Annotated in this window: 3 tRNA genes; all 3 read left to right on the forward strand. The window is 47.4% G+C overall.

Annotation, left to right across the window (positions count from 1 at the left end):
* Positions 1 to 85: 85 nt before the first annotated feature.
* The 3 genes from AC07YC_RS21175 to AC07YC_RS21185 all read left to right on the forward strand — a co-directional run bounded on the left by AC07YC_RS21175 (position 86) and on the right by AC07YC_RS21185 (position 358).
* A tRNA-Trp gene (locus AC07YC_RS21175) sits at positions 86 to 159 on the forward strand.
* Positions 160 to 172: 13 nt separating this feature from the next.
* Positions 173 to 248 (forward strand) — tRNA-His (locus AC07YC_RS21180).
* Positions 249 to 285: 37 nt separating this feature from the next.
* Positions 286 to 358, forward strand: a tRNA-His gene (locus tag AC07YC_RS21185).
* The last annotated feature ends 1 nt before the right edge of the window (position 359 follow it).

A 359-nucleotide genomic window follows, 5' to 3' on the forward strand; every position in this document is an offset into this window, starting at 1 on the left:
AAGTGGCTAAACGCGGCGGACTGTAAATCCGCTCCTTAGGGTTCGGCGGTTCGAATCCGTCCCCCTCCACCAGTTTTTATCAAATAGGGGCATAGTTTAACGGTAGAATAGAGGTCTCCAAAACCTTTGATGTGGGTTCGATTCCTACTGCCCCTGCCAATTAAATTTTATGGCGGTTGTGGCGAAGTGGTTAACGCACCTGATTGTGGTTCAGGCATTCGTGGGTTCGATTCCCATCAGTCGCCCCATTTAACTTTAAAATAAAACAAAATAATATTAATTATGGCGGTTGTGGCGAAGTGGTTAACGCACCTGATTGTGGTTCAGGCATTCGTGGGTTCGATTCCCATCAGTCGCCC

Source organism: Lysinibacillus sp. GW247-5R2A (assembly GCF_059424475.1).